A 26807-nucleotide genomic window follows, 5' to 3' on the forward strand; every position below is an offset into this window, starting at 1 on the left:
CGGCCGGCCCCCGGGGAAGCCCCCGGCCGGCCCCCGGAAAATGACGCCGTTATCGAATAGCGGCGGCGTGGAATCACACCGTTATGGAAAAGCACCGCCCCCCACCAGGCGGAAAGCAAACTCGGAGAAGACAGCCGGACGGTCGCCGCCGCACTATTGACGACAGTGCAGGCGTGTCGAGTCGGCAACAGATTTGCCGTCAATTCATCTCCATGGGTGGTGAATACGTGAGCAGTGAGCGGATCGCTATCGTGGGAATTGGCCTCCGTTACCCGGACGCCAATTCGGCGAGCGAACTGTGGGAGAACGTACTGGGTGGTCGGCGGGCCTTCCGGCAGCTGCCGGACGAGCGCATGAACCAGGCGGACTACTGGTCGGAGGACCGTAGCGCGCCCGACCGGCACTACACGAAAAAAGCCGCGGTCCTGCGGGACTACGCCTTCGACCGCATCAAATACAGCGTCGCCGGAAGCACGTACCGGGCGACCGACCTGACGCACTGGCTGGCCCTCGACGTGGCCGCCGAAGCGCTCGCCGACGCCGGATTCCCGGACGGTTCCGGACTTCCCCACCAGAGCACCGGGGTGGTCGTCGGAAACAGCCTCACCGGGGAATTCTCGCGGGCCAACATCATGCGACTGCGGTGGCCGTACGTGCGCCGCACGGTGGCCGCCGCGCTGACCGGCCAGGGCTGGTCCGAAGGGGACGTGGCGAAGTTCCTCCAGGACCTGGAACCGCAGTACAAGGCGCCGTTCCCCGCCATCGACGAGGACTCGCTGGCCGGCGGCCTCGCCAACACCATCGCCGGCCGGATCTGCAACCACTTCGACCTGCGCGGCGGCGGCTACACGGTCGACGGGGCCTGCTCCTCCTCCCTGCTGTCCGTCGTCACCGCGGCGAAGGCCCTGGCCGACGGCGAACTGGACGTGGCGGTCGCCGGCGGGGTCGACCTCTCCATCGACCCGTTCGAGGTGATCGGCTTCGCCAAGACCGGCGCCCTCGCCACCGGCGAGATGAAGGTCTACGACCGGGACTCCAACGGCTTCTGGCCCGGCGAGGGCTCCGGCATGCTCGTCCTGATGCGCGAGCGCGACGCGCTGGCGCAGGGCCGGCGGATCTACGCCAGCATCAGCGGCTGGGGCGTCTCCTCCGACGGCAAGGGCGGCATCACCCGGCCCGAGGCGAGCGGGCACCGGCTGGCGCTGACCCGCGCCTACCACCGGGCCGGCTACGGCGTCGAGACGGTCTCGTACTTCGAGGGCCACGGCACCGGCACCGCCCTCGGCGACGCGACCGAGATCGAGGCGCTGTCCTCCGCGCGCCGCACCGCCGACCCGACGGCCCGTCCGGCCGCGCTCGGCACGGTCAAGGGGAACTTCGGGCACACCAAGGCCGCCGCCGGCGTGGCCGGCCTGATCAAGGCGACCCTCGCCGTGCACCACCAGGTGATCCCCCCGGGCACCGGCCACCTCGACCCGCACCCGGGCCTGCTCGGCGACGAGGCGGCCATGTACGTCCCGCGCCAGGCCGAACTCTGGCCGGCCGACCAGCCGGTCAGGGCCGGGGTGTCGGCCATGGGCTTCGGCGGCATCAACACCCACGTCGCCGTCACCCAGGCCCCCGGCAGCACCCGGCGCGAGGCGCTCGACGAGCACACCACCCGGCTGGTCGCCGGCCGCCAGGACGCCGAACTGCTGCTGCTGGACGGCCCGGACGCGGCCGCGCTGCGCACCGAGCTGACCGGGCTGCTCGACCTGGTGCCGAAGCTGGCCCAGGCCGAACTGGCGGACCTGGCCGGCACACTGGCCGACCGGCTGTCCGGCGGCCCGGTGCGCGCCGCCGTCGTCGCGACCACCCCGGACGACGCCGTGCGCGGCCTGGAGCGGCTGCTCGCCCTGCTCGACTCCGGTGCGCGGGAGGCCTTCTCGGCCGGCGAGGGAGTCTTCCTCGGCCGCGCCAGGACCGCCCCCCGGATCGCCTACCTCTTCCCGGGCCAGGGCTCGGGCCGTGGCGCCGTCGGCGCGATCCGGCGCCGGTTCGCCACGGCGGAGGAGGTGTTCCGCTCCTCGGCCCTGCCCACCGGCGCCGACCAGGTCGCCACCCAGGTGGCCCAGCCGCGCATCGTCACCGGTTCGCTGGCCGCCCTGCGGGTGCTGGACGCGCTCGGCATCCGGGCCGACACCGCCGTCGGCCACAGCCTCGGCGAGCTGACCGCCCTGCACTGGGCGGGCACGCTGGACGAGGAGCAGGTGGTGCGCCTGGCCACGATCCGCGGCCAGGTGATGGCCCGGGCCAGCCACGGCGGCGGCGCGATGGCCGGCCTGGCGGCCACCCCGGAGCAGGCGGCCGCCCTGTCCGCCGGACTGGACGTGGTCGTCGCGGGCTACAACGGGCCCCGGCAGACCGTGCTCTCCGGCCCCGCCGAGGCGGTCGACGAGGTCTGCCGCCGGGCCGCGGCCGAGGGCGTCACGGCGACCCGGCTGAACGTCTCGCACGCCTTCCACTCGCCCCTGGTCGAGCCGGCCGCGGTCGCGATGGCGGCCGAACTGGCGGAGTTCGACTTCGGCGAGCCGGTCCGCCCGATCGCCTCCACCGTCACCGGCCGGCTCCTGGACCCGTCCGCCGACCTGCGCGAGGTGCTGCGAGAGCAGGTCCTGCTCCCGGTCCGCTTCCAGGAGGCCGCCACCGTGGCGGTCGACGGCGCCGACCTGGTCGTCGAGGTCGGCCCGGGCCGGGTGCTGTCCGGCCTGCTGGCGGAGATCGCACCGGACCGCGCCACCCTGGCGGTCGACACCGACAGCGCCTCGCTCGGCCCGCTGCTGCGGATCGCCGGCGCCGCGTACGTGCTCGGCGTGCCCGTCCGGACCCAGGCGCTGTTCGGCGACCGCCTGCTCCGGCCGCTGCCGGCCGACGGCGCGATGACCTTCCTGGCCAACCCCTGCGAGGCGGCCCCGGCCATCGACGCGGAGCTGGCCGCGCAGGACGGCGGCCAGGCCGCGGACGCGCCCGCCGGACAGCCCGGCGCCGCGGACACCGGCGCGGACTCCACCCTGGAGCTGCTGCGCAGGCTCGCCGCCGAGCGGGTCGAGCTGCCGCTGGACTCCGTCACCGCGCAGACCCACCCGATGGACGACCTGCACCTGAGCTCCATCACCATCGGCCAGATCGTCAACGACGTCACCCGGGCGCTCGGCCGGCCGGTGCTCGCCGCGACCCCCAACTACGCGACCGTCAACCTCGGCGGGATCGCGGAGCTGATCGACCAGCTGGCGGACACCGCGCAGGACGGCGGCGAGTCGGCGGCCGAGGTCGCTGGCGTGGCCCCGTGGGTGCGGCCCTTCGCGGTCGAGCACCTGGAGGCCGCCCGGCCCGCCCTGCCGACCCCGGCGGCCTGGCCGCAGTCCGGCCCCCAGGACTCCGCCGGAGCCTGGACGGCGTACAGCACGCCCGGCCACCCGCTCGCCGAGCCGCTGCGCACCGCGCTCGCGGCGGCGGGCCTCGGCGACGGCGTGCTGCTCTGCCTCCCGGACGCGTGCGGACCGGACGAGGCGGAACTCTTCCTGACCGCGGGTCGGGCCGTGCTGGCCGCCCCCGAGGGTACCCGGCTGGTCGTGGTCCAGCGCCGGCTCGGGGCCGCCGGGCTGGCAAAGACCCTGCACCTGGAGCACCCGTCCGTCCCGACCACGGTGGTCGAACTGCCCGACACCGCCCCCGAGGGCGCGGCCCGCGAGGAGGCGGTGGCCCGGGTGGTCGCCGAGACCGCCGCCACGGCCGGCTTCGCGGAGGTCCGGTACCAGCCGGACGGCCGCCGCACCGTCCCGGTGCTCCGGCCGCTGCAGCTGCGTCCGGCGGCCGAGGGCGGGTCCCCGCTCGACGTCCGGGACGTCCTGCTGGTCACCGGCGGCGGCAAGGGCATCACCGCGGAGTGCGCCATCGCGATGGCCCAGGACTCCGGTGCGGCCCTGGCCCTGATCGGCCGCGCCGATCCGGCCGCCGACCGCGAACTCGCCGGGAACCTCGCCCGGATGGACGCCGCCGGCCTGCGCTACCGGTACGCCCGCGCCGACGTGACCTCGCCCGAGGAGATCGCCGCCGCGGTGGCCCTGCTGGAGAGCGGGCTCGGCCCGGTCACCGCGGTGCTGCACGGCGCCGGACGCAACCAGCCGGCCGCCCTGGACGCGCTCACCGTCGAGGACTTCCACCGGACCCTGGCGCCCAAGACCGACGGACTGGAGGCGGTCCTGGCGGCCGTCGAACCGGACCGCCTGAAGCTGCTGATCACCTTCGGCTCGATCATCGGCCGGGCCGGACTGCGCGGCGAGGCGCACTACGCCACCGCCAACGACTGGATGACCGAGCTGACGCTCCGGTTCCAGGAGCGCCACCCGAAGGCCAGGGCGATCGCCCTGGAGTGGTCCGTCTGGTCGGGCGCCGGTATGGGCGAACGGCTCGGCGTCGTCGAGGCGCTGATCCGCGAGGGCATCACGCCGATCTCCACCGAGAACGGCATCCAGGTGCTGCGCGAGGTGCTCGCGGACCCGTCGGCCGGCCCCGTCCTGGTGGTCAGCGGCCGGGCCGGCGGCCTGCCGACCCTCACCACCGCCCGGCGCGAGCTGCCGCTGACCAGGTTCGTGGAGCGGGTGGTCGCACACCACCCGGACATCGAGCTGATCACCGAGACCGAGCTGACCGAGGGCGGCGACCCGTACCTGAGCGACCACCGGCTCCAGGACGACCTGCTCTTCCCGGCCGTGCTCGGCATGGAGGCGATGGCCCAGGTCGCCGCCGCGGTGAGCGGCCACCAGGGCCCGCCGCTGCTGGAGGACGTCGAGTTCCGCCGCCCTGTGGTGGTCCGGCCGGGCGGCTCGACCACCATCCGGATCGCGGCCCTGGTCCGGGACCCCGAAACGGTCGACGTGGTGCTGCGCAGCGAGGGCACCGACTTCGCCGCCGACCACTTCCGGGCCCGGCTGCGCTACCCCAGGACCGAGGTGCCCGGCACCCCGGTGCCGGACGGGTTCGGCCTGCCGGCGGTGCCGGTGGACCCGGTGACCGAGCTGTACGGCAGCGTGCTCTTCCAGGGCAAGCGGTTCCAGCGCCTGCTGGAGTACCGGCGGGCCAGCGCCCGGCACGCGCTGGCGGAGATCTCCACCACCGCCCAGGCGCCGTGGTTCGCGGCCTACCTGCCGCAGGACCAGCTGCTCGCCGACCCCGGCACCCGGGACGCGATGATGCACGCCATCCAGTGCTGCGTGCCGGACGCCACCCTGCTGCCGCAGGGCATCGAGCGGCTCTGGCTGGCCGATCCGGCCGACCAGGACACCGAGTACGTGGTGCTCGACGCCAGGGAGCGCTCGCAGGACGGTGACAGCTACGTCTACGACGTCGACGTGCGGACCCCGTCCGGGAAGGTCGTCGAGCGCTGGGAGGGGCTGACCCTGGTCGCCGTCCGCAAGCGCGACGGCGCCGGCCCGTGGGTGCCCGCGATGCTCGGCTCGTACCTGGAGCGCGGCCTGGAACGGGTGCTGGGCGGCAGCCGCGCGGTCGTCGTCGAACCCGCGGCGGACGCCGCGGCGGAGACCGGCGCCGCGGACGGCGACCGCAGGGCCCGCACCGAGACCGCCCTCGGCCGGGCGCTGGGCCGGCCGGTGGAACTGCGCCACCGCCCGGACGGCAAGCCCGAACTCGCCGGCGCGCCCGGGCTGGAGGGGGTCACCGTGTCGGCCTCGCACGGTCCCGGACTCACCCTGGCGGTGGCCGGGCGGGGGCGGCTGGCGTGTGACGTCGAGACCGTCCTGGAGCGGACCGCCGAGGACTGGGACGCGCTGCTGGGCGCCGGCCAACTCGCCCTGCGGGACCTGCTGGTGGCCGAGGTGGGCTGCAGCCCGGCGGTGGCCGGCACCAGGGTCTGGAGCGCGCTGGAGTGCCTGCGCAAGTCCGGTGCGACCACCCAGGCGCTGACGCTCGACCGCGTCCACTCCGGCGGCTGGGTCGTGCTGTCCGCCGGTGACGCGGCCGTCGCCACCTGGGTGACCACCGTCAACGACCGCACGGAGCCGGTGCTCTTCGCGGTCCTCGTCGGGAAGGAGAACTGATGTCGTCCTACTACGAGATCCGGCACACCGTCGGATTCGAGGAGACCAACCTCGTCGGCAACGTCTACTACGTGAACTACCTGCGCTGGCAGGGGCGTTGCCGGGAGATGTTCCTCAAGGACAAGGCGCCGGGAGTGCTCGCCGAACTGCAGGACGACCTCAAGCTGTTCACCCTCAAGGTGGAGTGCGACTTCTTCGCCGAGATCACCTCCTTCGACGAGCTGTCCGTCCGGATGCGCCTGGAGGAACTGACCCAGACCCAGATCCAGTTCACCTTCGACTACCTGCGGATCGACGGCGAACAGGAGAACCTGGTCGCCCGCGGCCGGCAGCGGATCGCGTGCATGCGCGGGCCGAACACGGCCACCGTCCCCGCCCGGGTGCCCGAGGAACTGCGCCTGGCGCTGGCCCCGTACGCCGAGGGGCCGGCCGTCGCGCGGGCCCTCGCGGCGCAGGCCGCGCCCGGCGGGCCGGTGGAGACGGGGCGGGCGCTGTGATCGGCAACGGCCGGCTGCCGGTCAACACCCGGCCGACGGACGTACGGACGCCGGCCACCGAGAACCGGGCCGTCCTGCCCGGCGCCCTGCGCGAGACGATGGCCAGGTTCGCCACCGGGATCACGGTGATGACCACCGGCGGCGAGTACGTCCACGGGATGACCGCCAACGCGTTCAGCTCGGTCTCCCTGGAACCGCCGATGGTGCTCTGCTGCGTGGCCCGCTCCGCGACCATGCACGAGGCGATCACCGTCACCAGGTCCTTCGCGGTCTCCGTCCTCGGCGCCGAACAGGAGCCGCTGGCACGGTACTTCGCGAACAAGAGCAGGCCGCGCGGGGCCGAGCAGTTCCACGGCCTCGACTGGCAGCCGGGACCGTTCACCGGCGCCCCGCTGCTGGCCGGCTCGCTGGCCTGGCTGGAGTGCAAGCTGGCCGAGCAGTACGACGGCGGCGACCACTCCATCTTCCTCGGCGAGGTGCTGGCCGCGGACTGGGCCGACGACCGGCAGGCGCTGCTGTTCTACCGCGGCGCCTTCCACCGGGGCATCGGCGCGAACCCGGACGGGATCGGCTGAGCGGGGGATGGGCTCGATGTTGGTGAGCGTGACCGGCGGCACCGGGTTCGTCGGCATCCACTCCGTCGCGGCGATGGTCCGCGACGGACACCGGGTGCGGATGCTGGTCCGCGACCCGGCCGCGGCGGAGCGGGCCCTCGGCCTGCTGGAGGTGGATCCGGGCGCCGTCGACCTGGTCGTCGGGGACGTGACCGACGAGGGCGGCGCGGCCCGCGCGGTGCGCGGCGCCGACGCCGTGCTCCACGCGGCCGCCGTGTACTCCTTCGACAGCCGGCACAACGCGCGGATGCGCCGGACCAACGAACGGGGGACGGAGCTGGTGCTGGCCGCCGCCCGCCGGGCGGGCGCCGACCCGGTCGTCCACGTCTCCAGCATCGTCGCCCTGCTGCCGTCCCCCGGACGGCCGCTCGGGGAGCACTCCCCGGTCGGCCGTCCCCGGGACACGTACATGGCGACCAAGGCCGCGGCCGAGCGGATCGCCCGGGCCCACCAGCGGGACGGCGCGCCGGTGGTCATCAGCTACCCGCCCGCACTGCTCGGCCCGCGGGACCCGGGGCTGGGCGACCAGAACGCCCGGCTGCGCAACGCCCTGCGCGGGCTGATGCCGATCTGGCCGCTCGGCGGCTTCCCGGTCGGCGACGTCCGCGACACCGCGCGGCTGCACGCCAGGCTGCTGACCGCGCCGCGGGCGGGCTCCGACCGGCACTTCGGGCCCGGCCACCACCTGCCCACCCGGCAGTACGTGCGGACCCTGCGGGAGGTCACCGGGCGGCGCCTGCCCGCGGCCTTCCTCCCCGCCCGGGCCATGCTGCCGGTCGGTGCCCTGGCCACCCTGCTCCAGCGCGGCTGGCCCTGGCACATCCCCGCCGAGTACGGCGCCGTCTACACCTGCGCCTGCGCGACCCCGGTCGACCCCGCCGCCAGCACCGGCGGGCTGACCCCGAGGCCGACCGCCGAGACCATGGCGGACACGGTGCGCTGGCTGCACGCCCAGGGCCGGCTGACCGCCGCCCAGGCCGGCCTGCTCGGTGGGGAGGGGAAGGACTGAGACACCTCTGACGGCCATCCGACGGCCGGCCGCGGCGGACCCGAGTCCGCCGCGGCCGGCCGTCGGCCTGCTCGACGCCCCACCGTTTCCGTAGCACCCTGACGGGACCCGGCAGTCCCGGCGTCACCAGTGCAACGGAGAACACCCATGCGCACCCTCAGGCTCGGCCTGTTCGACAACGCCCAGACCAACGCGAGCGGCACCGCCACCTGGCGTCACCCCGACAGCCGCCGGCACCTGTTCGACACCCTCGGGTACTGGCGCGGGATCGCGCGGCTCTGCGAGGACGCCAAGCTCGACTTCCTCTTCCTGGCCGACGCCTGGGGCTGGTCGGAGATCGACGGGGTGCGCCCGCCGATCGCCACCGAGGAGGCCCTCGACCTGCCGCGCCTGGACCCGTTCGTGATCGCCTCGGCGCTGCTGGCGAGCACCACCGACCTGGGTCTGGTGGTGACCGGCTCGGTGCTGGTCGAGCCGCCGTACGCGTTCGCCCGCCGGCTGGCCACCCTGGACCAGCTGTCCGGCGGCCGGATCGGCTGGAACATCGTCACCACCGGCACCGCCGACACCGCGGTCAAGGCCTTCGGCATGGACATGGTGGCGCACGACGACCGGTACCGGATGGCCGAGGACTTCCTCGACCTCGTCTACAAGTACTGGGAGGGCGCCTGGGAACCCGGCGCCCTGGAGAAGGACAAGGCCGGCCGCTTCGCCGACCCGGCCAAGGTGCACCCGGTCGAGCACGAGGGCCCGTACTTCCGCTCGCACGGCTACGGCAACACCGCCCGCTCCCCGCAGGGCACCCCGGTGCTGTTCCAGGCCGGCGCCTCCCCGGCCGGGCGGCGGGTCGGCGGGCGGCACGGGGAGTGCATGTTCGTCGGCAGCGGCACGGTCGAGCAGCTCGCCGGGCACACCGCGGCGATCCGCGAGGAGGCCGTACGGGCGGGCCGGCGCGCCGACGAGGTCAAGGTGATGTCGGCGTTCTCCTGTGTGCTCGGCGCCACCACCGCCGACGCCGAACGCCGCTGGCAGCGCGTCCTGGACGCCCAGCGCCCGGAGGTCGCCGTCGCCAGCTACGCCATGTTCACCGGCCTCGACCTGTCCTCGTACCCGCCGGACACCCCGATGTCCGAGCTGTCCACCGAGCTGTCGCGGACCCAGGTCGCCCGGTTCGCGGACCGGACCGTCGGCGAGGTGCTCGCCGACTGGCACACCCACGGCGTCGGCGCCCGCCCGGTGGTCGGCACCGCCGAGGAGATCGCCGACGAGATCTGCGCCCTGGCGGAGGGCGCCGACCTGGACGGCTTCCTGCTCTCGCCGACCGTGCAGCCCGCCTCCACCACGGAGTTCGTCGAGTCGGTGCTGCCGGTCCTGCGCGCCCGCGGCGTCCTCCGCGGCGAGTACACCGAGGGCGAGTCGCTGCGCGAGCGGCTGACCGGCGCGTCCGACCGGGCGCTGCCGGCGAGCCACCCGGCCGCGCGGTACCGGCACTGATGGTTGACGGACCGTCAGATATCCTGCGCCGAGGGCCGGACCCCGTTCCCCGGGGTCCGGCCCTCGGTCGTCAGGAGGCGGGGACGGAGTCGGTGAAGGAGGTCCCGGCGGCGCGGTAGGCGGCGACGGCGCCGTTCACCTGGGCGGGGCTCAGCACCTGGTCCTTGACGTGCAGGACGTAGTCCACCTGTTCCTCGTAGGCGCGCTCCTCGGTGCCGGCGTGGCCGGCCAGGTCGGTGAGCCACTGGTTGAAGGCGATCACCATCGGCCGCTCCGGAAGGTACCGGGCGTCGTGGCGGGCGAACTCGACGCCGTCGACGTGGTAGACGATGCCGCCGGCGTCGATGGTCAGGACGAGGTCGTGCCAGCCGGCGAACGAACTCCGGGACGTGGTGTACACGTTGTCGGAGCGTTCGGGGCCGTACGTCTCCCACGAGGTGGCGAAGAAGATGTTCGACGGCTCGCCCCAGCCGCCGTTGGGCAGGTACTCGAAGTCGTACTCGGAGTAGTCGTCGGCCATCGGGGCCCTGAGGTCGTTGATCGCGAAGAAGCTCTGCACGAGGTGGTCGCCGTCCGGGCCGGTCACCGGGGCGTCGGCGAAGCGGACCCGGGCGGCGTACGTGCCGTACCGGAACTTCGTCGCCCGGCTGTGGAACTCGCTCTGCCGGGTGGACTCCGCCGTCCCGGCGGTGGTGGTCCGCAGGGTCATCACCGAGTTCCCGGCCTGCCGGGCGAAGGTGACGTTCTCGGCCGCCCAGCTCGCCCCGCCCACGCCCGGTCCGCCGCCGCCGGAGCGCGCGTTCCAGCCGTGGGCGGCGAGCGCCGGGTCGTCGTGGCCGGTGTAGTCGAGGTCGTCGAAGAGCACCTGGCCGGCCGGGACGCCGGGACCGCCGGGGGCGGTGCCCCAGACCTGGACGCCGGCGACGCTCGCGGTGACCCTGGCCCAGTCCGCGTACCCGGTCTGCTCGGCGCCGAAGGAGTAGTCGTCGCCCTGCTCCACCGGCTGCCAGTCGGAGCGGTGGAAGCGCAGCTGCAGGTCCCCGCTGTCCGCCCCGGGGGCCAGCGTCCCGGCGCCGGCGGTGAAACCGATCTCCAGGTAGCGGTCGGCGGCCGCGCCGGGGGTGGTGACGGTGCCGAAGGTGCCGGTGACGTTGGCGCAGCCCCGGACGGCCCAGTCGCAGGCGAAGCGGTAGCCGGCGGGCGGGGCGTCGGCCGTGAAGTAGTAGCGCAGCTTGACCTGGCTCAGCGCGACCGGCGCGGAGCCGGTGTTGACGACCTTGAGCCACGGCGAGGCCTGGGCGTTGCCGCTGCCGCCGTTGCGGTACCGCACGGTGAGCGGTTCGCCGGCGGCCGCGGCCGGCAGGGCGCCGAGGAGGCTCGCGCCGAGCCCGGCGGCGACGGCGGCGGCGAGCGCCGCGCGGACGCGGGGGCGCCGGCGGCTGCTTCGGGTGTCCATGGGGGTTCCTCTCCTGACGTGGGGGTCGGCGCGCGGCTCCGGCGGAGGGGAGCCCGGTCCCACCTCGGCGGTGGGGGAGGAGGTGGCGGGCCGCGCGATCAGAAAGTGGCATAGACCAATGTGGCCGTCAACCCCGCCCCGGCGGATCGGCCGGAACCCGGCCGTGCGCCGCCGGGAGCGGCCGACGGCAGTGGCCGACGGCGGGGCTGCCACGGCGTCTCCCCGGAAGGACACCGCCGGATTGACACCGCCGTCAGGGGGCCACAGCGTGGCAGGTAGCACTTCTCCCGCCCTGGTCGGTCCCGGTTCCGCCGTGTCGACGACACCGACGCGGACGGGGACGGCACGGCGGGCCTCGTGATGCCCGCCGGACCCGAGAGGAACCGGTACGGACGATGTCGGACGGAAAGACGGCCAGGCGCATCGCGAAGTTCATCAAGCCGCTGCGGGTGAAGCCGGGTTCGCGGGTGGACCTCGTGGAGGACTTCGACCCCCGGTACAAGGCGGGCATGCGCAAGCGCGACGGCGTCGAGCTGCTGCGCACCGGCGTGTCGCTGCTCTCGGAGTACCAGGCGCGGCTGGCGGCCCAGGACACCTACGGGGTGCTGCTCTGCCTCCAGGCACTCGACGCCGGCGGGAAGGACGGAACGATCCGTCACGTCATGAGCGGGGTGAACCCGCAGGGCGTGCACGTGAGCAGCTTCAAGGTGCCCTCCACGGAGGAGCTCGACCACGACTTCCTGTGGCGGTACGCCCAGCGGCTCCCGGCGCGCGGGGACATCGGGATCTTCAACCGGTCGCACTACGAGGAGGTCCTCGTGGTGCGGGTCCACCCGGAGAACCTCGACCGGCAGAAGCTGCCGCAGGACGCGAAGGGCCCGGGTGTCTGGCACCGCCGCTACCGGGAGATCAACGACTGGGAGCGCTACCTCACCGACAACGGGTTCAAGGTGGTGAAGATCTTCCTGAACCTCTCCAAGGAGGAGCAGCGCCGCCGCTTCCTGGCGCGGATCGACCTGCCCGAGAAGAACTGGAAGTTCTCCGAGGCCGACCTCCGCGAGCGCGAGTACTGGGACGCCTACCAGGAGGCGTTCTCCGACATGCTGTCGGCCACCAGCACGCCGTGGGCCCCCTGGTACGTCGTGCCGGCCGACCGCAAGTGGTTCGCCCGCATCTGCGCGGCGGCGGTGCTCGCGCACACCCTGATCGGGATCGATCCGCAGTTCCCCACGCTCGACGAGCAGGCCCGGAAGGGACTGGGCGCGGCCAAGCGCCGGCTGGAGGCGGAGGCCCCCGGGAACGCCCGCGGGTGACCCGTACGCGCGGACCCCGACATCCACGGACCTTGCCGTTCCCGGACCCTGAGGAGTGAAGAATGGCGGATCAGGCTGGGCCGTCCGGCCCGCAGGAGGCCCCGGCCCCCTGGTACGCGCGGCCGCCCCGGGAGGTCGCGGCCTCGCTCGGGGTGGACCCGGCGGCCGGGCTCACCGCCGCCCGGGCGGCCGAACTGCTCGCCGCCGACGGGCCGAACGCGCTGCCCGAGGAGAAGACGAGGCCGGACTGGCTGCGCTTCCTCGACCAGTACCGCAGCTACATGCAGATCATCCTGCTGGCGGCGGCGGTGGTCTCGTTGGCGATCAAGGAGTGGAGCACCGGGGTCCTGCTGATCGTCCTGACGCTGTTCAACGCGGTGGTCGGCCTGCGCCAGGAGGGCAAGGCCGAGAGCGCGATGAACGCGCTGAGATCGATGATGAAGGCCACCGCGCGGGTGCGGCGGGACGGCACGGAGGCGGAGATCCCGGCCGAGCAGCTGGTCGTGGGCGACGTGGTGCTCGTCAGGGCGGGCGACGAGGTCCCGGCGGACGGACGGATCGTCGAGGCCAGCGCGCTGCAGATCGACGAGTCGGCGCTGACCGGCGAGAGCGTCCCCGCCGCCAAGGACGCCGGCACCCTGCCGGCCGAGCCGCTGGGTCCGGGCGACCAGACCAACATGGCGTTCATGAACACCCCGGTCACCCACGGCAGCGGGCTGCTCGTCATCACCGCGACGGGCGCCGGCACCGAACTGGGCAAGATCTCCGGGATGCTGTCGGCGACCGAGAAGGAGCAGTCGCCGCTCACCAGGCAACTCGACACGCTGACGCTGTGGATCGCGGCGGCGGCCGGTCTGACCATGGTCGTGATGTTCGTGCTCGGCCGCAGCCGCGACCAGGCGTGGGACGCCCTCTTCGTCAGCGCGGTCTCGCTGGCCATCGCGGCCATCCCGGAGGCGCTGCCGACGGTCAGCCAGGTCATCCTCTCCGTCGGCAGCCTCAACCTGGCCAAGCGCAACGCGATCGTGAAGGAGCTGCCGTCCGTCGAGACCCTCGGCTTCACCTCGGCCATCAACTCCGACAAGACCGGCACCCTGACGATGAACCAGATGACGGTCGTGGAGGTGCTCAGCCCCACCGACCGCTACACCGTCTCCGGCACCGGCTACCGCCTCGACGGGCGGATCCAGCACGCGGCGGGCTCCGCCCCGAGCATCGAGGAGGCCGTGCTGCCCTACCTGGTCGCCAACGACGCGAAACTGGTCGAGGGCGAGGTCGTCGGCGACCCGACCGAGGGCGCCCTGCTCGTCCTCTGCCACAAGGCCGGGCTGGACATCGAGGGCACCCGGGAGCGCTTCCTCCGGCTCGCCACGCTGCCGTTCGACCCGAGCTACAAGCTGATGGCCAGCTTCAACGAGGCGAAGGACGCGGACGGCCGGGCGGTGGTGCGGTGCTTCGTGAAGGGCGCGGCCCCCGCGGTCACGGCCCGCGCCTCCTCGGCCGTCTCGGACGGCGTGGTCGTCCCCTGGGACGCGGACCTCGGCGGACGCGCCCTGGCGCAGACCGAGCGGATGGGCGGCGAGGGGCTGCGGGTGATGGCCGGGGCCGTCCGCGACCTGGAACCGGCGGACTTCGACCCGGACGGCGACCTGCTGGCGTACGTCCGGGACCTGCGGATGACCAGCCTGGTGGCCATGGTCGACCCGCCGCGCGAGGAGTCCCGGGCCGCGGTCGCCAGCGCGCAGGCCGCCCACATCCGGGTCCGGATGGTGACCGGCGACGACGTCACCACCGGCGCGGCCATCGCCCGCAAGCTCGGCATCGAGGGGGAGGCCGTCCTCGGCGCCGACTTCGCCGCCCTGCCGGAGCGCGAGCGACTGGCCCGGATCGACGGCATCGGCGTCGTCGGCCGGGTCGCGCCCGAGCACAAGGTGCTGCTCGCCGCCACGCTCAAACAGAAGGGCGACGTGGTCGCGATGACCGGCGACGGCGTCAACGACGCGCCGGCGATCAAGGCCGCCGACATCGGCATCGCCATGGGCAGCGGCACCGACGCGGCGAAGAACGCGAGCCGCATGGTCCTCGCCGACGACAACTTCGCCACCATCGTCTACGCCGTGGCGGAGGGCCGGAAGCTCTACGACAACCTCACCAAGTACATCCGGTTCGTCCTGGTGCTGCTGGTGACGTTCGTGCTGACCTTCCTCGGCGCCACGATCCTGAACATCGCCGCGGGCGAGCCGTTCACCCCGGCGCAGGTCCTGTGGGTCCACTTCGTGGTCAACGCCCCGTTCGGCTTCGCCCTGGGCTTCGACCAGGAGAGCCCCGGCCTGATGCGGCGCACCCCGCGCCCGCGCGGCGAGACGGTGCTGACCAGGCCCGTGATGGTCACCGTCGGACTCGCCGGGCTGGCGATCACGGTGGCCCTGCTCGGACTGATCAAGCTGGGCGAGGTGCGCTACCACAGCGCGCACGTCGGCAACTCGATCGCGTTCACCGCCTTCGCGCTCTGCCTGATCGTGGCGGCCTACGAGTGCCGCAGCGAGCGCGCCACCGCGCTGACCGTCCACACCTTCGACAGCAGGCAGATGAACCTGGCGGCCCTGGGCGAGTTCGTCCTGGCGGTGCTGGTCACCCAGATGGACGCCTTCCACCGCATCCTCGGGACCACCGACATCGACGCCCGGCAGTTCGGCTGGGCCCTGCTGGCCGCCGTCGCCCTCCTGCTGCTGTGGGAACTGGGCAAGTTCGCGGCCCGCGGAACGCCGGCCGCCCGCGCCGCGGTGCCCGACCCCCGGCCGTGACGGCGTTCCGGAGCCCCTGAGGAGACGCATGGCTGCCGGTGCCCCCGACCGAGGCCCGCGCCGCGTCGTGCCGGCCCTGCCGGGACTCGCGGTGCTCCGCCGCTACCGGCGCGCCTGGCTGCGGGGCGACCTGGTGGCCGGTGCCACGGTGGTGGCCTACCTGGTGCCCCAGGTGATGGCGTACGGGAGTGTGGCGGGCCTGCCGCCGGTCACCGGGCTGTGGGCCATCCTGCCCGCGATCGTGCTGTACGCCCTCGTCGGCTCGTCCCGGCTGCTGTCGGTCGGGCCCGAGTCGACCACGGCGCTGATGACCGCCACCGTGGTCGGCCCGATGGCCGGCGGCGACACCGCCCGGTACGCCGTCCTGGCCGCGAGCCTGGCCGTCGTGGTCGGCCTGCTGTGCGTGGTGGCCTGGCTGGCCAGGCTCGGCTTCGTCGCCGACCTGCTCTCCCGGCCGGTGCTGATCGGCTACCTCGCGGGCGTGGCACTGACCATGATCGTGGACCAGCTGTCCAAGCTCACCGGGATCGACGTGCGCGGGGAGGGGTTCTTCCCGCAGCTGACGTCCTTCGCGTCGAACATCACCGAGGCCCACCTGCCGACGGTCGCCTTCAGCGCCGCCACCCTGCTCTTCCTGCTCCTGGTGGCCCGCCTCCTCCCGCGTCTGCCGGGACCGCTGCTGGCCGTCGTGCTCGGCACCGCGATCTCGGCGGCGTTCTCGCTGAAGGACCACGGCCTCGCGGTGATCGGCGAGATCCCGGCCGGGCTGCCCCGCCCGGCGCTGCCGGACCTGAGCGAGCTGAACCGGCTGCTGCTGCCCGCGCTGGGCATCCTGCTGGTCGGCTACACCGACTTCATCCTCACCGCGCGGGCCTTCGAGAAGCCCGGGCAGGAGCGGCGGCTGGACGCCAACCAGGAACTGCTGGGCCTCGGTACGGTCAACCTCGGCGCCGGGTTCTTCCAGGGCTTCCCGGTGAGCAGCAGCGCCAGCCGCACCGCCCTGGCCGAGTCGGCCGGAGGCCGCAGCCAGCTGTACGCGCTCACCGCCGGCGTCGGCGTGGTCGCGGTGCTGCTGTTCCTCAGCCCGCTGCTGCACGACACGCCGGACGCCGTCCTGGGGGCCCTGGTCGTGTTCGCCGCACTGCGGATGATCGACCTCGCCGGGTTCCGCAGGCTGGCCTCGTTCCGGCGCCGTGAGCTGCTGCTGGCGCTCGGGTGCATGGTCGGCGTGCTGACCCTGGACATCCTCTACGGCGTCCTGGTCGCGGTCGGGCTGTCGGTGACCGAGCTGCTCAGCCGGGTCGCGAGACCGCACGACGCGGTGCTCGGCCTGGTGCCGGGCGTGGCCGGGATGCACGACGTCGACGACTACCCCGAGGCCCGGACCGTCCCCGGCCTGCTCGTCTACCGCTACGACTCCCCGCTGTTCTTCGCCAACGCGGAGGACCTCCACCGGCGGGCGCTCGCCGCCCTGGCCGAACAGCCGGAGCCGGTACGGTGGTTCGTCCTCAACACCGAGGCGAACGTCGAGGTGGACATCACCGCGCTGGACGCGTTGGACGCCCTGCGGCTGGAACTCGCCGAGCGCGGAATCGTCTTCGCCCTCGCCCGGGTCAAGCGGGACCTGCGCGACGAACTCGACGCGTACGGCCTGAGCGAGTCCGTCGGCGCCGACCGGATCTTCCCCACCCTGCCCACCGCGGTGGCCGCCTACCGCGCCTGGGCGGGCGACGGCGGATGAGGGCGGGATTCCGGGAGCGGTGAACCGGACGGGCGCGCCGTCCGTGTTCGAGGGAGAGAGCCGCGTCGTACCGCCCCTCCCTCGCCGCCGCCACGGCGGGCGGGGGCGGTCCGGGCTCACCGCCTCGCGCGTTCCCGTCTCCCCCCCTCGGGGGCGCGCGAGGCGATACCCGCACCACGAACTCCCTGGGAGAGAAGCACAGATGAAGCACGTACGCCGGGCTGCAGCGGTCACCGGAGGCGCGGTCGCCGCGCTCGCCCTGGCCGGGACCGGGACCGCCTTCGCCTGGAAGCCCAGCGACGCCTCGCTGGAGATCGGCTGCCGGGCGGACGCCGGCCACGTCGAGCTCGTCCTCGGCAACCACTACAAGGCCGCCGGCGACTACACCCTGAGCCTGGTCGGCGGCACCGAGCAGTACCACGGGCGGATCGAGGCGAACGCCACCGTCAAGGTGACCGTCGGCTACTCGGGCAAGGGCGACACCTGGCGCTACACCCTGGCGGACACCCACGTGGACAAGAAGGTCGCGGACGTCCCGCTCTGCCCCTCCGCCACCCCGACCCCGAGCACCACGCCCTCCGTCCCGGCCACCCCGGCCCCGACCACCCCGGCGCCGACGCCGACCAAGTCGGTCCCCGCCTCGCCGAGCGCCACGCCTCCGGCGACCACCCCGGCCGCGCCCGCCGCCACGCCGAGCGCCACGCCCGGTGCCGGGACGAGCAGCGCGCCGGCCCTGGCCCAGACCGGTGGCGGGGACAACACCCCGCTCGCCGTGGCCGGCGGCGCCGTCCTGGCCGCCGGTGCGGGCCTGGTCTTCGCCGCGCGCAGGATCGGCGCCAGGAAGCGCGCCTGACGCATCGTCATGAAGTGACCCGGGGCGCCGGGCCGGGTACCCACCCGGTCCGGCGCCCCGCGGTTCAGGGCCCGTACTCGGATTGGGGAGCGAGATGTTCGTCGACGGATCCTGGCGGATCACGGTGGCCGGCAAGGACGCCGACTTCGACCAGCGGGCGGTGGTGGTCGCCCCGTACGGCACCCTGGTGCTGCCCGGCAGGGTGGGGGAGTCGCTCGTGGTCGACGCCGACACCTGGGAACTGCGGCTGGAGCACCTCTGGCCGGGCGGCGGATGGCGGCCGGACGTCCAGGTGGTGCCCGGCCCGGTGACCGTCACCGGCGGCCTGCGCAGCCGGGAGGTCCGCGCCCGGGACTGCCACTGGCCGGGCGTCCCGGCCGACGACCTGCCGCGCAACCTGGTGCTGCGCCTCGACGCGCTCGGTGCCGAGGCACCGGCCCCGCGGCGGGAGCGGGCCGGGGCGATCGGCCCGGCCTCGACGCCGCTGGTCAGGACCAGCTCGGATCCCGGGTCCGACGGCCGGTGGGCGGCGCCGCGGCGGGAGACGCCGGCCGAGCGGACGGTTCCGTACGAGCCGGGGAGGGCCACCACCGGCTGGTGACGGCGGAGTCGGCGACGGGGGCGGCCGCGCGTGCGGCCGCCCCCGTGCCCGTCAGCTGTCGATCCTGAACGACTCGCCGTAGACCTTCCACGCCAGCGGGGGCTTGAGGTCGAGGTTGCCCGCCTTGAGGAAGACCAGCTGCTCGGTGTCCACCCGGTCGGTCTCCTCGTGGGCGGCCTCGGTCTTCATGGCGGCCCGGCGGGCGTCGAGGAACGCGGCCAGGTAGGCCTTCTCGTCGCCGCCCTGGGCAGGGGTTCTGGCCTTCTTCATGGCGGCGGCCCGGATGCCGCCGAAGCTGACCGGCTCGTTGCCGGGGCCGTGCATGACGATGGCGTCGTAGTAGATCAGCTGCCCGAGGGCGTGCAGCCCGTCGGTCTGGGCCTGCATCACGGACGGGTTGAAGTAGACGCGGTCCCGCTCGTCCGTCTGGGCCTGCTGGAACACCGGGTCCTGGGCCGCCTTCTTCCACTCCCCGACGAAGTCCGGGTCGAGGCCGGCGTGCGAGGAGGAGTTGTTCACCTTGCGCAGCGCCGGGAGGTACTTGCCGAGCGGGTTCCCGGGCTTGAGCTTCTCGTAGTGCTCGACGAGGTCGAGCATGTCGCCGGTGCCCGAGCAGAAGCCGATGATGCCGGCCGTGTAGCCGCGGCCGTCCTTGATGTCCTCGATGTAGGCGAACTGGGCCTTCCAGTCCAGCGAGGAGTTCTCCGCGCTGGAGACGATCTGCTGGGCGATGTCCTTCAGGTGGGGGTCGTTGAGGCCGTTCCCGGTGTCGGACTTGGCGGAGGCGGAGGAGGTGGCCCCGGGCGCGGGCGGCTGGGTGGTGCGGTGCGGACGGGCGTTGGCGACCGTGGCGGTGACGGCGGTGATCAGCACCGCGGCCATGGCGATGTGCAGGGCCCGGGGCCGGGTCGGACGGGCGTGTGCGGGTGGCATGCGTTCTCCGGTTTCGGTGGGCTGGGCGGGGCCGGTGTCCGGCGGATTCCGGCCCGGCCCTAAGCGGGATCGGGCGCCGTGGGATCGGGCGCCGCGGGGGCGGGCGGCTCCGGGAGGAGCGCGCCCGGGGTGAGGCGGAAGCGTTCGGGGCGGGGGACCGTCCGGCGGTCGGCCGGCGCCACCTTGTCCCGGCGCTCCAGCCAGGTGCGCAGCCTGTCCCGTGCGCTGCGGTCACGTTCGGCGTCCGGGCCGGCCGCCGGGCCGGCGGCCTCGCGCAGCAGCACCCGGGCCGGGCGGGCCACGCCGTCCCCGGGGGCGACGTCGACCACCACGAAGCCGGTCCCCGGCGGGAAGGAGACCTGGGGCACCTCCCGGTCGTCGCCGAAGGCGGCGGTCCGCCGGCCGGTGGTGGACCAGACGACGAACTCGACCGGGGCGCCCAGCTCGGCCGAGGGCGAGGCCAGGCCGGCGACCGGCCCCGGCTCGAGGAGCGCCAGGCCGACCGGGAACGCCTCCAGCGCCTCCGGCGCCAGGTCGGCACCCAGCAGCACCGCGCCGTGGTGGCTCGGCAGTCGGCGCAGGCCCGACCCCAGGCAGGCGAGGTACGGGCGCAGCGGGCCGGCGGCGCCGCCGCGGGCCTCGGCGAGCAGGGCGGCCCGGTCGGCGGGGACGCCGGAGTCCTCGTGGTGCAGCAGTACGGCCACCAGGTCGGACTTGAAGTCGTCCTGGCCGGTCGACCGCAGGCCCGGCAGCCGGGTGACGGCCGGCTCCACCCGCCCGGCGCAGCGGTGGTAGTGCTCGCCGAGCAGCAGCCGGAGGGCGTCCCGGTCCTCCGCGGCGCTGACCGGGGGCAGCGGCAGGACGTCCGCGGGGGTGAAGTACCGGGCGGCGACGGCGGCGGATACGGGCTTGGGCTCGGGGGCTGGCGTGGGCTCGGCCTCGGGTTCGGATGCGGGCTCGGGCTCGGGTTCCGGGGTGGCGGGGGCGACCGGAGGCGAGGGCGCCGGCGGCGGGACGGGCTCCGCCGCCCGCGGCTCCGGCCGCTCGGCGGCCGTCGCCGTGGTCGGCACGCTCCGCGTCGCCGCCTCGACGGTGAACTCCCGTCCCGGGGAGTCCGGTTGGGGGGTCCCGTCGGTGGCGGGGCGGCGGGTGGGCGGCTCGGTGCCGAGTCCGGCGGACACCGGCCCGCCGGGGGCCGTGGCGGTGGACTCCCCGCCGGTGGAGGCGGGTTCGGGTGTTCCGCCGGTGGTGGGCCGGCGGGCCTCGCCCGCACCGCCGGCCGGCATGCCACCGCTGGTGGCCAGGCCCACGGGCGCGGTCGGCAGCCCGACCGGCGGTTCGGCGGGGAGGGCCGCCTCGGTGGCGGGCCCGGGGTCCGTGCCCGTCGTGGTACCCGTCGCGGCGGCCGCCGGGGCGGTGAACCCGGGCGCCGCACCGGCCTGCGTCGGCTGGGGTGCCGGCTGCGGCGTCGGCTGCGGCGTCGGCGGCGCCTGCACCGGCTGGGGCATGGGCGCGGACAGGGCGAACCGCTCGGCCGTCGGCACCGGGACGGCCCCGGTCCAGGAGCCGTCCAGCGCGTAGGGCGCGTGGGCCGCGCCGCCGGCGCCGAGCGGTCCGGCCGGGTCCCCGGCGGCGGGCCGGGTCGGCGGGTTGAGCCACACCAGGCCGTGCATCCGGGCGAAGAACCGGGCGCTGCTCGCCGACGCGGCGTCGAGCAGCCCGTGCAGCAGCAGCCCGTACCCCCGGGCGCCGGGGGCCGGCAGTTCGTCGAGGATGGCCCCGAGTTCCTCCCAGACGTGGTGCGGGATCAGCCTGGCCTGCTCGCCGACGATGATCGTCGGGCGGGCCGGGTCCGGGCGCAGGTAGCGCGGCGCCCAGGCGTAGGGCGGCTCCGGGCGCAGCCACAGCCCGGCCGGTACGGCCTCCAGGCACCAGAATGGGAAGGCCCGGAACAGCCCGGGCCCGACCGTCTCCCAGCCGGCGGCGCCCTTGCGCCACGCGGAGCTGACGGCCTCGTGCCGGCCGGAGGAGCTGAGGCGCAGCAGGTACGGCTCCCAGGAGGCGGCGCCCCGGTGGTCGAGCACGGCGGTGGTGTAGCCGCTGCCGCCCGCGACCGGCAGGCCGACCGCGGTGTGGACCGGGCGCCCCAGCCGCTCGGCGAGGCTGCCGGACAGCAGGGCGGCCGCGCCCGGGTCGGCCCACGGCGCGCTGACCATGAGCTGCTCGGAGCCGACCGGCAGGGACAGCGCGGCCTCGGTGAACTCCTGCGGGTCCAGCACGGGCGCCGCGGGCGTGCCGACCAGCAGGGGGGTCGTCCCGGGGGGTGTCGCGAGCTGCTGCAGGAAGGGCATCGGGCCCTCGGGCCGGGCCGTGACGTGGTTGAGCCAGAAGCCGGTGGCCAGTCGGTGGACCGACACCGAGGCGGGCAGGGTGCCCGTCCCGGCGGGGGTGACGGCCCGTCCGGCGCCCGCCGCGGCCAGCGGGCCGTGGTCGGACGGCGGGCTGGGCGCGGGGAGCGCGGGCCCGGGGTCGACCGGGGCGGTGGCGGCGACGGTCTCGCGCAGCCGGCGGGCCCGGCCTCCCGGCGGGCAGCTCCACCAGGTGGCGGGCTCGGCGGAGCCGTCCGGGGCGGTCACCTTGAGGGTGCCGTCGGGCTGGACGGCGACCATCCCGTCCGGGGCGACGACCGTGATGCCCGCCTTGTCGGCCACCACCTCGGCGGGGCGGCGGCCGCCGGGGCCGACGGCGGCCAGCCCGGAGGCGGCCAGGATCAGGCTGGACGCGCCGCGGGCCCGGGCGATCATCCCGAGCTCGGCCATCTGCTCGCGCAGGACGGGCGCCGCGTCCGTCGCCGCCGCCACCACGACCAGCGCGTTCGGGACCGGCCGCAGGGCGCCGATGGCCGCCGACAGCTCGTCGTCGCTCACCTCGGGCGGGGCGATGACGAAGTGCGGGCCGAGCACGCGCAGGATCGAGCGGCCGGCGCCACGGCGGGCGGGGGCGGCGGCGGGCGCGGTGGCGCGGCGGCCGAACCAGCGCCGCGGGGCCGGTGCGTCCCCGTCCGCCGCGGCGCCCTCGGCGCTCCCGGCCGCGCTCATCGCGGCCTCCGGACGGCTCCGGCGGATGTCCGGCGAGGCTCCCCCTCGGCCATTGGCGTCTGCCTCCCTGGTCGGTCGTCAGGGCCCGCACGGGCGGACCTCGCCCAGCTACACGGGATTGCCGGGCACCCGGTTCACCGGGCACCCGGCAATCCCCGCCGAGGTGGGCTCAGGCGCCCGCCGCCTCCTCCGGCTCGGGGACCCGGGCGGTCTGCAGCTGGACGGTGCGCCGCCGGCTGATGTGCAGCGCCCGGCCGGGCGGCAGCTCGCGGGGCTTGACGCTGCCGAACAGCACGCCCTCGCTGGGCGGGCAGGACAGCAGCACCGCCGGGGTGTTGACGTCCAGCAGCCGGCGCAACAGCGGGTCGCCCATGGCGCGGCCGGCGCCGTTGGCGCTGCGCGCCACGATCAGGTGCAGGCCGAGTTCGGTGCCCTGGGCGAGGTGGTCGAGCAGCGGCGCGAAGGGGTGGCCGGTGATCGGGGCGGTGATCAGGTCGTAGTCGTCGACCACGATGAACAGCTCGGGTCCGGTCCACCAGTCGCGCAGCTTCAGCCGGGCGGGGGTGATGTCCTCGCCGGGCACCCGGCCCTCCATGGCCCGGGCCGCGCCCTGGACGACCTGCTTGAGGACGTCCACCGCGACGGCGTGGCCGAGCCGGTACTCCTCGGGGACGAAGTCGAACAGGCCGCGCCGGAAGTCGATCAGCATGATCCGGGCCTCGGCCGGGGTGTAGGCGGAGGTGATGCCGTCGACCAGCAGGCGCAGCAGGTTGGTCTTCCCGGACTCGCTGTCGCCGATCACCACGAGGTGCGGGGTCTCCTCGAAGTCGTGCCACAGCGGCGCGATCTGGCGGTCCTCCAGGCCGAGCGGCACCTTCAGCCGGCCTTCGGCGGCGGGCAGCTCGGCGGCCTCCAGCAGCAGCGGCAGCATCCGGACCTGCGGGGCGCGCGGGCCGCTCCAGTGCTCGTTGACGGCCTCCACCAGGTCGGCCACGGCGTCGGCGAGATCGCCGGTGTCGCCGACGCCGTCCATCCGGGGCAGCGCGGTGAGGAAGTGCAGCTCCTCGTCGGTGAGGCCGCGGCCCGGGATCCGGGGGACGGTGGCGGCCGCCCGCATGTTGATCATGGAGTCCACGTTGTCGCCCAGCCGCAGCTCGAACTTGGTGCCGAGCTGGTCGCGCAGCGCGCTGGTCACCTCGGCCCAGCGGGTCGCGGTGACGACCAGGTGGACGCCGTAGTTGAGGCCGCGTCCGGCGACCAGGCCGAGGATCTGCACCAGCTCGCCGAACTCCTGGCGCACGGTGTTCCAGCCGTCCACGACCAGGAAGACGTCGCCGTGCGGGTCGTCGGCCAGTTCGGGGTCCCCGGCCGCCCGGCGGCGGCGGAAGGTGGCGGCCGAGTCGATGCCCAGCCGGGCGAAGCTCTGCTCCCGGCGGGCGATGATGCCGTTGATCTCGGCGATGGTGCGCCCGACCCGCTCCGGGTCGTGCCGGCCGGTCACCCCGCCCACGTGCGGCAGGTCGCGCAGCGCCGACAGGCCGCCGCCGCCGAAGTCCAGGCAGTAGAACTGCACCTCGCGCGGGGAGTGGGTGAGCGCCAGGCCGGTGAGCAGGGTGCGCAGAAGGGTGCTCTTGCCGCTCTGCGGGCCGCCGGCGATGCCGACGTGCCCGCCGGCCCCGGACAGGTCGGCGGTCAGCAGGTCGCGCAGCTGCTGGAAGGGGCGGTCGACGACGCCGACCGGCACCGACAGCCCGCCGCGCAGCTGCCACCCGTCCGTGGTCAGCCCGTGCTCGGGGTGCGGGGACAGCGGCGGCAGCAGCTCGTCCAGGGTCGGCGGGACGTCCAGCGGCGGCAGCCAGACCCGGTAGGCCGGCGGGCCCGCGTCGGTGAGGCGCTCGGCGGCGAGGTCCAGCAGGGTACGGGCGGCCGACTCCGACTCGGTCTCCTCCGCGGGCTCCGGCTCCTCCACCACCGGCTGGTGGCGGGGCGCCACGTACTCGGTGCCGAACGGGACGATCTGCCCGGCCACCGCCGCCTGCCGCTCGGTGCTGGGCTTCTGCTGGCGGTACGGCCCGGAGACGTAGGCGGCCTTGAACCGGCTGAGGGTGGCGATGTCGCTGCGCAGGATGCCGTTGCCGGGCTGCGAGGGCAGGTGGAAGGCGTCCGGGACGCCGAGCACGCCGCGGCTCTCCATCGCGGAGAAGGTACGCAGGCCGATCCGGTACGACAGATGGGACTCCAGGGCGTGCATCCGGCCCTCGTCCAGGCGCTGCGAGGCCAGCAGCAGGTGCACGCCGAGGGAGCGGCCGAGACGGCCGATCATGATGAAAAGGTCCATGAAGTCCCGGTGGGCGGCGAGCAGTTCGGAGAACTCGTCGACCACCACGAACAGCGTGGGCAGCGGGTCCAGCTTGACGCCGGAGGACCGGGCCGCCTCGTAGTCCACCAGCGAGGTGTAGTTGCCCGCGGAGCGCAGCAGCTCCTGGCGGCGCATCATCTCGCCGTGCAGGGCGTCGCGCATCCGGTCCACCAGGGCGGCCTCGTCGGCCAGGTTGGTGATCACCGCCGAGGTGTGCGGGAGGCGGTCCAGGCCCAGGAAGGTCGCGCCGCCCTTGAAGTCGACCAGCACGAAGTTGAGCGTCTCCGAGGAGTGGGTCAGCGCCAGGGCCAGCACCAGGGTGCGCAGCAGCTCGGACTTGCCGGAGCCGGTGGCGCCGATCAGCAGGCCGTGCGGGCCCATGCCGCCCTGCGCGGACTCCTTGATGTCCAGGTCCACCGGGGTGCCGTCGGAGCCCAGGCCGAGCGGCACCCGCAGGCGCTGCTCGCGGGGCCGCTCGGCCCACGCCCGGCCGACGTCGTGCCGGTGCAGGTCCTTGATCCCCAGCAGCGAGGTCAGGTCGAAGTCGGTGGCCAGCGGCTCGGCGCCGTCGGAGGAGTCGCCGAGCCGGTGCGGCGCGAGGACGGTGGCGTAGCGCCGGGCGGCCGCCGCGGCGAGCGCGTCGGGGCGGCCGAGCACGGTGACGCTGTCCCTGCGGTCGCGGTCCGTGCCGACCATCTCCAGCACGCCGTCCGCGGTGATCCGCAGCCGCAGCCGGTGCTTGCCGTGCTTCCACTCCAGCGCGTCGTCCACGTCCAGCACGGTGGCGTTGCGGTAGCCGGCGAGCGCGGCCCGGCCGGAGGCGGGCAGCCGCACCCCGTCGACCACGATCACGGTGTACGGCTCCTCGCGGCCGGGCTGGGCGTCCGGCTCCCACGGGCCGCGCGCGGCGAACTCGGTGCCGAGCAGCTGCTCCAGCTCCACCATCGACGAGGCCACCAGCCGCACGGGGCCGGCCCCGTCGGTCTCGTTCGGGTGCACGGCGTGCGGCAGCCACTTCAGCCAGTCCCAGTCGGCGCGCCGCTCCGCCGAAGCCACCACGGCGATCCGCAGTTCGTCGGGGGCGTGGAAGAACGCCAGCTGGGCCACCATCGCCCGGGCCAGCGCCCGCGCGGCCCCGGTGGCGTCCACGGCCCCGGCCTCGCCCTCGGCCTCCTCGCCCGCGTCGACCCGCAGCAGCACGTGGGCGTACCCGCGCACGTGCACCGCGATCGGCTGCTCGGGCAGCGTGCCGTAGGCGTGGATGAACCGCCGCAGCGCGTGCGCGCTCAGCGGCTCCAGGTCCTCGACCGGCTTGGTGGCCAGCGGGGCGAGCCGTACGGCCAGCCGCTGCGCGCCCACCGCGATCCGCACGTCGCCGAAGTCGGGGTGGGCGGCCCGGCGCTCCCACAGCCGCGAGGTGCGCACCATCGAGGCCAGCGCCGCGGGCTCCGGGTGCCGCCAGGCCAGCGCCCGCTGCTGCTTGACGGTGTGCCGCCGGACCTGCCGGCGGATCTGCGACAGGTAGCGCAGGTAGTCCCGGCGCTCGCCGCGCAGCTGGCGCTTGCGGTCGCTCTCGCCCCGGATCATCTGGGTGACCAGCATGCCGACGGCGGACAGGGCCATCATGCCGATCGCCACGTACGTCAGCGGGCCGCCCGCGGAGTTCGGGTTGAGGAAGATGAACACCATCGACAGCGAACTCAGCGCCATCGGCGCCATGGTGAGCATGGTGGACAGCCCGCTCTGCGACTCGGGCAGACCGGGCGGCTCCTGCAACTGGATGTCGCCGTCCGGCATCTCCGGCCCGGAGCGCCTGGGCGGACGCTCAACCACGACCTGACTCAACGGGCCTCTCCTCACACGTGCGCGGACCTCGTCCGCCCCCTGACACGGAGCGCGCCGCCGGAAGGTTCACCGAATCCGTGCCGATCCCGGTGAAC

13 protein-coding genes and 1 pseudogene are annotated in these 26807 nt (G+C 74.7%); 10 read left to right on the plus strand and 4 right to left on the minus strand.

Annotated features, from left to right (window positions below; translation table 11 throughout):
* Positions 1–212: 212 nt before the first annotated feature.
* The 5 genes from ACGF13_RS08865 (at position 213) to ACGF13_RS08885 (ending at position 9709) form a co-directional block, all read left to right on the plus strand.
* Positions 213–6095 (plus strand): SDR family NAD(P)-dependent oxidoreductase, encoded by a 5883-nt coding sequence (locus ACGF13_RS08865; protein ID WP_392870668.1) that lies wholly within the window; start codon positions 213–215, stop codon positions 6093–6095.
* Positions 6095–6592, plus strand: a complete 498-nt coding sequence (locus ACGF13_RS08870; protein ID WP_392870671.1) for an acyl-CoA thioesterase — start codon at positions 6095–6097, stop codon at positions 6590–6592. Before ACGF13_RS08865 ends, ACGF13_RS08870 begins: the two co-directional genes overlap by 1 nt.
* On the plus strand, positions 6589–7167 hold the full coding sequence (locus ACGF13_RS08875; RefSeq protein ID WP_392870673.1) for a flavin reductase family protein: 579 nt from the start codon (positions 6589–6591) through the stop codon (positions 7165–7167). Before ACGF13_RS08870 ends, ACGF13_RS08875 begins: the two co-directional genes overlap by 4 nt.
* 16 nt (positions 7168–7183) lie before the next feature.
* A complete protein-coding gene (locus ACGF13_RS08880) occupies positions 7184–8215 on the plus strand; it encodes an NAD-dependent epimerase/dehydratase family protein (protein WP_392870676.1) in 1032 nt (343 codons plus the stop codon).
* Between the two features lie 147 nt (positions 8216–8362).
* Positions 8363–9709: an NtaA/DmoA family FMN-dependent monooxygenase gene (locus ACGF13_RS08885; protein ID WP_392870679.1), complete on the plus strand. Its 1347-nt coding sequence runs from the start codon at positions 8363–8365 to the stop codon at positions 9707–9709.
* A gap of 70 nt (positions 9710–9779) precedes the next feature.
* Here ACGF13_RS08885 and ACGF13_RS08890 read toward each other — a convergent pair whose 3' ends face one another.
* A complete protein-coding gene (locus ACGF13_RS08890) occupies positions 9780–11165 on the minus strand; it encodes a cellulose binding domain-containing protein (RefSeq protein WP_392870682.1) in 1386 nt (461 codons plus the stop codon).
* 395 nt (positions 11166–11560) lie between these two features.
* On the opposite strand from ACGF13_RS08890, the pseudogene ACGF13_RS08895 reads away from it, so the two are divergent.
* The 5 genes and pseudogenes from ACGF13_RS08895 to ACGF13_RS08915 all read left to right on the plus strand — a co-directional run bounded on the left by ACGF13_RS08895 (position 11561) and on the right by ACGF13_RS08915 (position 18477).
* Positions 11561–12530, plus strand: a pseudogene (locus tag ACGF13_RS08895) (polyphosphate kinase 2 family protein).
* 10 nt (positions 12531–12540) lie between these two features.
* Positions 12541–15282 carry a cation-translocating P-type ATPase gene (locus ACGF13_RS08900; protein WP_392870685.1) on the plus strand — a complete coding sequence of 914 codons (2742 nt, stop codon included), beginning with the start codon at positions 12541–12543 and terminating at the stop codon, positions 15280–15282.
* Between the two features lie 28 nt (positions 15283–15310).
* Complete coding sequence (locus ACGF13_RS08905; RefSeq protein ID WP_392870688.1) at positions 15311–17023, plus strand: SulP family inorganic anion transporter; 1713 nt, start codon at positions 15311–15313, stop codon at positions 17021–17023.
* 202 nt (positions 17024–17225) lie between these two features.
* Positions 17226–17876 carry an LPXTG cell wall anchor domain-containing protein gene (locus tag ACGF13_RS08910; RefSeq protein ID WP_392870691.1) on the plus strand — a complete coding sequence of 217 codons (651 nt, stop codon included), beginning with the start codon at positions 17226–17228 and terminating at the stop codon, positions 17874–17876.
* Between the two features lie 94 nt (positions 17877–17970).
* Positions 17971–18477 (plus strand): hypothetical protein, encoded by a 507-nt coding sequence (locus ACGF13_RS08915; RefSeq protein ID WP_392870693.1) that lies wholly within the window; start codon positions 17971–17973, stop codon positions 18475–18477.
* 51 nt (positions 18478–18528) lie between these two features.
* Here ACGF13_RS08915 and ACGF13_RS08920 read toward each other — a convergent pair whose 3' ends face one another.
* The 3 genes from ACGF13_RS08920 to eccCa all read right to left on the minus strand — a co-directional run bounded on the left by ACGF13_RS08920 (position 18529) and on the right by eccCa (position 26664).
* On the minus strand, positions 18529–19410 hold the full coding sequence (locus ACGF13_RS08920) for a chitosanase (protein ID WP_392870696.1): 882 nt from the start codon (positions 19408–19410) through the stop codon (positions 18529–18531).
* 59 nt (positions 19411–19469) lie between these two features.
* Positions 19470–22508, minus strand: a complete 3039-nt coding sequence (locus tag ACGF13_RS08925; protein ID WP_392870699.1) for a hypothetical protein — start codon at positions 22506–22508, stop codon at positions 19470–19472.
* Positions 22509–22677: 169 nt separating this feature from the next.
* Complete coding sequence (gene eccCa / locus ACGF13_RS08930) at positions 22678–26664, minus strand: type VII secretion protein EccCa (RefSeq protein WP_392871645.1); 3987 nt, start codon at positions 26662–26664, stop codon at positions 22678–22680.
* Between the last annotated feature and the right edge of the window lie 143 nt (positions 26665–26807).

Origin of the sequence: Kitasatospora sp. NPDC048286, from assembly GCF_043201735.1 — a bacterium.
In the GTDB taxonomy this organism is placed as follows: domain Bacteria; phylum Actinomycetota; class Actinomycetes; order Streptomycetales; family Streptomycetaceae; genus Kitasatospora.

Excerpts from the sequence above, each read along its gene's own strand:
- ACGF13_RS08865 (WP_392870668.1), top strand. The coding sequence starts at position 213 with ATGGGTGGTGAATACGTGAGCAGTGAGCGGATCGCTATCGTGGGAATT.
- ACGF13_RS08870 (WP_392870671.1), top strand. The coding sequence starts at position 6,095 with ATGTCGTCCTACTACGAGATCCGGCACACCGTCGGATTCGAGGAGACC.
- ACGF13_RS08880 (WP_392870676.1), top strand. The coding sequence starts at position 7,184 with ATGTTGGTGAGCGTGACCGGCGGCACCGGGTTCGTCGGCATCCACTCC.
- ACGF13_RS08885 (WP_392870679.1), top strand. The coding sequence starts at position 8,363 with ATGCGCACCCTCAGGCTCGGCCTGTTCGACAACGCCCAGACCAACGCG.
- ACGF13_RS08890 (WP_392870682.1), bottom strand. The coding sequence starts at position 11,165 with ATGGACACCCGAAGCAGCCGCCGGCGCCCCCGCGTCCGCGCGGCGCTC.
- ACGF13_RS08900 (WP_392870685.1), top strand. The coding sequence starts at position 12,541 with ATGGCGGATCAGGCTGGGCCGTCCGGCCCGCAGGAGGCCCCGGCCCCC.
- ACGF13_RS08905 (WP_392870688.1), top strand. The coding sequence starts at position 15,311 with ATGGCTGCCGGTGCCCCCGACCGAGGCCCGCGCCGCGTCGTGCCGGCC.
- ACGF13_RS08910 (WP_392870691.1), top strand. The coding sequence starts at position 17,226 with ATGAAGCACGTACGCCGGGCTGCAGCGGTCACCGGAGGCGCGGTCGCC.
- ACGF13_RS08915 (WP_392870693.1), top strand. The coding sequence starts at position 17,971 with ATGTTCGTCGACGGATCCTGGCGGATCACGGTGGCCGGCAAGGACGCC.
- ACGF13_RS08920 (WP_392870696.1), bottom strand. The coding sequence starts at position 19,410 with ATGCCACCCGCACACGCCCGTCCGACCCGGCCCCGGGCCCTGCACATC.
- ACGF13_RS08925 (WP_392870699.1), bottom strand. The coding sequence starts at position 22,508 with ATGAGCGCGGCCGGGAGCGCCGAGGGCGCCGCGGCGGACGGGGACGCA.
- eccCa (WP_392871645.1), bottom strand. The coding sequence starts at position 26,664 with ATGCCGGACGGCGACATCCAGTTGCAGGAGCCGCCCGGTCTGCCCGAG.